Origin of the sequence: Micromonospora maritima, from assembly GCF_902825405.1 — a bacterium.
In the GTDB taxonomy this organism is placed as follows: domain Bacteria; phylum Actinomycetota; class Actinomycetes; order Mycobacteriales; family Micromonosporaceae; genus Micromonospora; species Micromonospora maritima.
On sequence record NZ_CADEAU010000345.1, the window covers coordinates 1 to 5805 of the forward strand.

Here is a 5805-nt window from a genome sequence, read left to right on the forward strand (position 1 = left end):
AGCGGGCGACGGCGCCGCCGACGTTGCCGGTGGCGCCGGTGACCAGGACCGGCCCGGTCACGGGCGCACGTCCCGGACGTCGAGGTGGACCAGCGCCAGGCCGTCGCGCCGGGCGGCGTCGGCGAGCTCGTCGTGGGTGGGCGTGCGCGGCACGTTGATCCGGATGCCCATCCGTCGGCCGGCCCGCCGGTGGCCGGCCGCCTCGATCAGCGCCCGGTAGACGGTGGCCACCCGGTCGGGGTCCTCGACCAGCTCCGCCCGGGCCGGGCGGAGCTGTCCGCGCAGCGTGACCTCGACGTCGGGCCGGCCGCGCAGGTTGACCCGCCACCCGGAGTTGGTCAGTACCAGCAGCCGGCCGTCCCCGCCCTGCCGGTAGGCGACCGGGAAGACCAGCTCCCGCCCGGTCCGCCGGCCGGTCAGGTGCAGGAGCATCAGGTGCCGGCCCAGCCGTCCGGACCGGGCGGGCGTCGCCAGCAGCCAGCGCACGACCCGGTTGACCAGCCGGTAGGGGGCCTGGGGCGGGCGCACCCGCTGGACCGGTGGGCGGGGAGAGGATCGCATGCCACCACCGTAACGCTACGGACGCGTAGCGAAAAGAGCGGAAGAGACGTCGATGGCACCTCGTCCCCCGCGTGGACCCGGCCCGGTCGCCCGTGGCGTACGGTGACGGCATGGGACGCCTCGCCCGATGGCGTCGGGTGGCCCGGGCGCATCCGATCGTGGCCGACGCGCTGCTGGCCGCCGTGCTCTTCACGGTCAGCCTGCTCCCGGTGAACCCGCCCGGAGGGCCACCCCGGGACCCGTTGACCGCCGGCGCGGTGCTGCTCGCGGCGGCCGGCTGCACCGCGCTCGTCCTGCGGCGCCGGTTCCCGCTGCCGGTGCTGGCCGTGGTGACCGTCGCGGCGGCCATCTCACTGCTCGCCCAGCAGGCGCGGGGGCCGTTCGTGCTGACCGTGGCGGTGGCCGCCTACACCGTGGCCACCCGCACCGACAGGCGGACCGCCGTGGCGGCCGGCGCGGCGAGCGGTCTGGTCCTCGGCGGCTCGGCGGTCGTCGCGCTGGGTGTGGGCTGGCTCGATCCGGCGGTCGTGGTCCTCCTGCTCTGGTTCGGCGTCGCGGTGGCCGCCGGCGACGCGGTACGCAGCCGGCGGGCGTACGTGGCCGTGCTGGAGGAGCGGGCGCGGCGGGCCGAGCGGACCCGGGAGGAGGAGGCCCGCCGGCGGGTGGCCGAGGAGCGGCTGCGCATCGCCCGGGAGCTGCACGACGTGGTGGCCCACCACATCGCGCTGATCAACGTGCAGGCCGGCGTGGCCGGGCACCTGCTGCGCGACCGGCCGGACGCGGCCGAGGAGGCGCTCGGGCACGTCCGGTCCGCCGCGCGTACCGTGCTGGACGAGTTGGCCGTCCTGCTCGGCCTGCTGCGCCGCGGGGAGCCGGAGGCCCCGACGGAGCCGGCGCCCGGACTGGGTCGGCTCGACGCCCTCGTCGACGGCTTCGCCGCCGGCCAGCCGGTCCGGTGGATCCTGTCCGGCCGCCCCCGCCCGCTGCCCGGCGCGGTGGACGTGGCCGCCTACCGGATCGTGCAGGAGTCGCTGACCAACGCGCACCGGCACGCGCCCGACGCCACCGTCACGGTCGAGGTGCGCTACACCGACACCGCGGTCACCGTGGAGGTCCGCGACGACGGGCCGGGACCGGGCGCTCCGGGTGACGCCGGAACCGGTCTCGGCCTGCTCGGGATGCGGGAACGGGCCGAGGCGGTCGGCGGCGCGTTCCACGCCGGTCCCCGTCCGGAGGGTGGCTTCGTGGTCCGCGCGGAGCTGCCCGCACCGATCCCGCAGGAGGTGACATGACCGTCCGGGTCCTGCTCGCCGACGACCAGACGCTCATCCGCGCCGGCTTCCGCGCGCTCATCGACTCGGCGCCGGACCTGTCCGTGGTGGGCGAGGCGGCCACCGGCCGGGAGGCGGTCGTCCAGGCCCGGGCCACCCGGGCCGACGTGGTGCTGATGGACATCCGGATGCCCGACCTCGACGGCCTGGCCGCCACCCGGCAGATCACCGCCGACGAGGACCTGGCCGGCGTACGGGTGCTCATCCTGACCACGTTCGAGGTCGACGAGTACGTCTTCGAGGCGCTGCGCGCCGGTGCCAGCGGCTTCCTCGGCAAGGGCGTGGAGCCGGTCGAGCTGCTCGACGCGATCCGCACCGTCGCCGCCGGGGAGGCCCTGCTGTCGCCGAAGGCCACCCGTGGGCTGATCGCCCGGTTCCTGGCCCAGCCCGACCCGGAGCCCCGGGCCACCCCGGAACGGCTGCGGGTGCTCACCGAACGGGAACGCGAGGTGGTGGCGCTGGTCGCCGCCGGGCTGAGCAACGAGCAGATCGCCCAGCGGCTGGTGCTGTCCCCGCTGACCGCGAAGACCCACGTCAACCGGGCGATGGCCAAGCTCGACGCCCGGGACCGGGCCCAGCTCGTGGTGATCGCGTACCAGAGCGGGCTGGTTCGGGCCGACCCACCGACGCGGTAGTCGGGCCGCCCCGATACCGCGACCGCGGTACGCGCAGGTGTCCGCGCCCGGCCGACGCGGTGGCCGGGGTACGCGGGCCAGGGTTGAGCACATGATCGAAGCCCGCGACCTCAGCAAGCGCTACGGCGACCGGCTCGCCGTCGACTCCCTGACCTTCACCGTCGCGCCGGGCGTGGTGACCGGATTCCTCGGTCCCAACGGCGCCGGCAAGTCCACCACCATGCGCATGATCCTCGGTCTCGACGCGCCGACCGGGGGCACCGTGCGGGTCAACGGCCGCCGGTACGCCGAGCACCGGGACCCGCTGCGGCAGATCGGTGCCCTGCTGGAGGCGAAGGCGGTGCACACCGGCCGCTCCGCCCGCGACCACCTGCTCGCGCTGGGCGCCACGCACGGCATCGGCCGCCGCCGGGTCGACGAGGTGATCGACCTGGTCGGGCTGCGGGAGGTGGCCGGCAAGCGGGCCGGCGGTTTCTCCCTCGGCATGGGCCAGCGGCTCGGCATCGCCGCCGCGCTGCTCGGTGACCCCGCCGTGGTGATGCTCGACGAGCCGGTGAACGGCCTGGACCCGGACGGCATCCGCTGGATCCGCGGCCTGCTGCGGGGCCTGGCCGCCGAGGGCCGCACGGTGTTCGTCTCCTCCCACCTGATGAGCGAGATGGCGCAGACCGCGGACCACCTGATCGTGGTCGGCCGGGGCCGGCTGCTCGCCGACGTGTCCCTCGCCGAGTTCACCCGCCAGGCGTCGCGCACCACGGTCCGGGTGCGCTCGCCCCAGGCCGCCGCGCTGCGCGACCTGCTGGCCGGACCGGACGTCACCATCACCGGTGGCGAGCCGGGCCTGCTGGAGGTCAGCGGCCTGCGGCGCGAGGTGATCGGCGACCGGGCCGCGGCGGCGGGGCTCACCCTGCACGAGCTGACCGCCACCGAGGCGTCCCTGGAAGAGGCCTTCATGACCATGACCCGCGACGCCGTCGAGTACGCCGGCGCCACCGCAGGAGAGACCCGATGACCACCACCACCGCACCCACCGCCGTCCCGACCGGCGCCCGGATCACCGGCCCGCGCGTGGTCCGCGCGGAGTGGATCAAGTTCCGCTCGCTGCGGTCCTCGTTGATCATGCTGGCCGCCACCGTCGTGGTGTTCGACGCCCTCGGGCTCGGCTTCTCGGCGTTCCTGGCCGACGCCACCATCGAACCGGGCACCCCGGCGCCGCCCGGCGGGCCCTCGTCACTCGACCCGCTCGGCGCCAGCCTCGGCGGCGTCAACCTCGCCCAACTGCTGATCGCCACGCTCGGCGTGCTGCTGACCGCCGGGGAGTACGCCACCGGCATGATCCGCACCTCCCTCGCCGCGGTGCCCCGGCGCTGGCCGGTGCTCACCGCCAAGATCGCCGTCTTGGCCGGCGTCTCGCTCGCCGTGCTCCTGCCCACGGTGCTGCTCACCTTCCTCGGCGGGCAGGCCGTCCTGGGGGACAAGGGCATCGCCCTCGGGGACGACGGGGTGCTGCGCGCGGTGCTGGGCACGGCCGTGTACCTCGCCGGGATCGGCGTGCTCGGCGCGGCGCTGGGCTCGCTGCTCCGTACCACCGCCGGCGCGCTGACCAGCGTGGTCGCGCTGCTGCTGGTGGTCCCCGGCGTGGTGTCGCTGCTGCCGGAGAGCTGGTCGGAGGCGATCTCCCCGTACCTGCCGTCGAACGCCGGGCAGGCGTTCATGAGCCTCGGCGGCGACCCGAACCTGCTCTCCCCGCAGGCCGGCGCGGCCGTGTTCGTCGGCTGGCTGCTCGCCCTCGTCGGCGCCGCCCTGATCCGGCTGCTCCGGCGCGACGCCTGAGCCGGGATCACCCGGGCCGGCGGCCGATGCCGCCGGTCCGGGTCGGCGTCAGCCTCTCCGCGTGCGCGACCAGGATGAGCAGCACGCTGAGGATCGCCGAACCGGCCAGCAGCGGCAGGCCCCGACCGACGAGGGCCAGCGCCGCGATCGCGGCCAGCCCCGCCGGCCGGTGCCAGGACACCCGGTGGTGGACCGCCGCGGCGAGCGCCAGGGAGACCCGGTTCAGTGCGAGGATGAAGGCCAGGTCGAAGAAGAGTTCAGGAACGACGCCCGGCGGGATGCCTCGCGTGGCCGCAACAGCTGCCCCGGCGTCCCATCCCTCATCCCGTCCCGTCCGTCGCACCAGTCGTACCATCCGCCGCCGGGGTGACGAGGGCGAACGCGGTCAGCGCCGGATGACGCCCAGGTCGACGGCGGCCGCGACGGCGGCGGTCCGGGACGGCACCCGCAACTTGGTGTAGATGCGGGACAGGTGCGACTTGACGGTGCCTTCGGTGAGGTGCAGGCGGCGACCGATCGCCTGGTTGGACAGGCCGTCGGCGACCAGCCCGAGCACCTCGGTCTCCCGCCGGGTCAGCGCGGTGTCGGGGGTGCGGAGCCGGTTCATCAGGCGGTCGGCCACGGCCGGCGCGATCGCGGCCCGCCCGGCGGCGGCGGTCCGCACGGCGGCGGCCAGCTCCTCCGGCGCGGCGTCCTTGAGCAGGTAGCCGGTGGCGCCGGCCTCGATCGCGGGCAGCGTGTCGGCGTCCGTGTCGTAGGTGGTCACGACCAGCACCCGGGGCGCGCCCGGTCGGGCGGTGATGGCGGCGGTGGCCTCGACCCCGCTCATCCCGGCGCCGAAGCGCAGGTCCATCAGGACCACGTCGACGTCGCCGTCGGCGGCGCGGGTCACCGCGTCCTCGGCGGTGGCCGCCTCGGCCACCACGACCAGACCCGGCTCGGTCTCCAGCACGGCGCGCAGCCCGGCCCGGACGACGGGATGGTCGTCGGCCAGCAGCAGCCGGATCGGGCCCCCGGTCACGCCCGCTCCCCGGGCGCGGTGCGGGGGAGGCGGGCGGACAGCGTGGTGCCCCGGCCGGGCGCGGAGGCGATGGTCAGGGTGCCGCCGAGCGCGCGTACCCGGGCGCGCATGGACGTCAGCCCGAAGCCCTCGCCCTCCGGGCCGGGCGCGGGCGGCCGGTCGGGGTCGAAGCCGGCACCGTCGTCGGCCACGTCGACGGTGACGCCGTCGGGGCGGTAGTCGAGCGTCACCTCGGCCGAGGTGGCGCCGGCGTGGCGGACGGTGTTGGCCAGACCGGCCTGGGCGATGCGCAACAGCGTCACCTCGTACGCGGTCGGCAGCGGAGCCGGCACGCCGGTCACCCGCAGGCGGGCGGCGAGCCGGTGGCGGGCGCCGGTGGTGGCGCACAGGCGCTCCAGCGCGCCGGCCAGCGTGGTGTCGTCCA

The 5805-nt window shown here is 76.1% G+C and carries 8 protein-coding genes; 4 read left to right on the forward strand and 4 right to left on the reverse strand.

The features are described from left to right. Positions 1-57: 57 nt before the first annotated feature. Entirely contained in the window at positions 58-561 is a 504-nt protein-coding gene (locus tag HUW36_RS23910) for a nitroreductase/quinone reductase family protein (RefSeq protein WP_174530235.1), read from the reverse strand. Between the two features lie 110 nt (positions 562-671). Between HUW36_RS23910 and HUW36_RS23915 the strand changes: the two genes are divergently transcribed. From HUW36_RS23915 to HUW36_RS23930, 4 genes are all read left to right on the forward strand, one after another. Next, positions 672-1853 (forward strand): sensor histidine kinase, encoded by a 1182-nt coding sequence (locus tag HUW36_RS23915; RefSeq protein ID WP_174530236.1) that lies wholly within the window; start codon positions 672-674, stop codon positions 1851-1853. Beyond that, positions 1850-2527, forward strand: coding sequence for a response regulator (locus HUW36_RS23920; RefSeq protein WP_174530237.1), 678 nt, complete (start codon positions 1850-1852; stop codon positions 2525-2527). Before HUW36_RS23915 ends, HUW36_RS23920 begins: the two co-directional genes overlap by 4 nt. 91 nt (positions 2528-2618) lie before the next feature. Beyond that, positions 2619-3539, forward strand: a complete 921-nt coding sequence (locus HUW36_RS23925) for an ATP-binding cassette domain-containing protein (protein WP_174530238.1) — start codon at positions 2619-2621, stop codon at positions 3537-3539. Further along, complete coding sequence (locus tag HUW36_RS23930) at positions 3536-4360, forward strand: ABC-2 transporter permease (RefSeq protein ID WP_174530239.1); 825 nt, start codon at positions 3536-3538, stop codon at positions 4358-4360. Before HUW36_RS23925 ends, HUW36_RS23930 begins: the two co-directional genes overlap by 4 nt. A 7-nt stretch (positions 4361-4367) precedes the next feature. Here HUW36_RS23930 and HUW36_RS23935 read toward each other — a convergent pair whose 3' ends face one another. The 3 genes from HUW36_RS23935 to HUW36_RS23945 form a co-directional block, all read right to left on the reverse strand. After that, positions 4368-4703: a hypothetical protein gene (locus tag HUW36_RS23935; RefSeq protein ID WP_174530240.1), complete on the reverse strand. Its 336-nt coding sequence runs from the start codon at positions 4701-4703 to the stop codon at positions 4368-4370. Between the two features lie 42 nt (positions 4704-4745). Further along, on the reverse strand, positions 4746-5381 hold the full coding sequence (locus tag HUW36_RS23940) for a response regulator (RefSeq protein ID WP_174530241.1): 636 nt from the start codon (positions 5379-5381) through the stop codon (positions 4746-4748). Then, positions 5378-5805: sensor histidine kinase (locus tag HUW36_RS23945; protein WP_174530242.1), on the reverse strand; the 428-nt coding region annotated here is incomplete at its 5' end. The genes HUW36_RS23940 and HUW36_RS23945, both read right to left, overlap by 4 nt.

Excerpts from the sequence above, each read along its gene's own strand:
- HUW36_RS23910 (WP_174530235.1), bottom strand. The coding sequence starts at position 561 with ATGCGATCCTCTCCCCGCCCACCGGTCCAGCGGGTGCGCCCGCCCCAG.
- HUW36_RS23915 (WP_174530236.1), top strand. The coding sequence starts at position 672 with ATGGGACGCCTCGCCCGATGGCGTCGGGTGGCCCGGGCGCATCCGATC.
- HUW36_RS23920 (WP_174530237.1), top strand. The coding sequence starts at position 1,850 with ATGACCGTCCGGGTCCTGCTCGCCGACGACCAGACGCTCATCCGCGCC.
- HUW36_RS23925 (WP_174530238.1), top strand. The coding sequence starts at position 2,619 with ATGATCGAAGCCCGCGACCTCAGCAAGCGCTACGGCGACCGGCTCGCC.
- HUW36_RS23930 (WP_174530239.1), top strand. The coding sequence starts at position 3,536 with ATGACCACCACCACCGCACCCACCGCCGTCCCGACCGGCGCCCGGATC.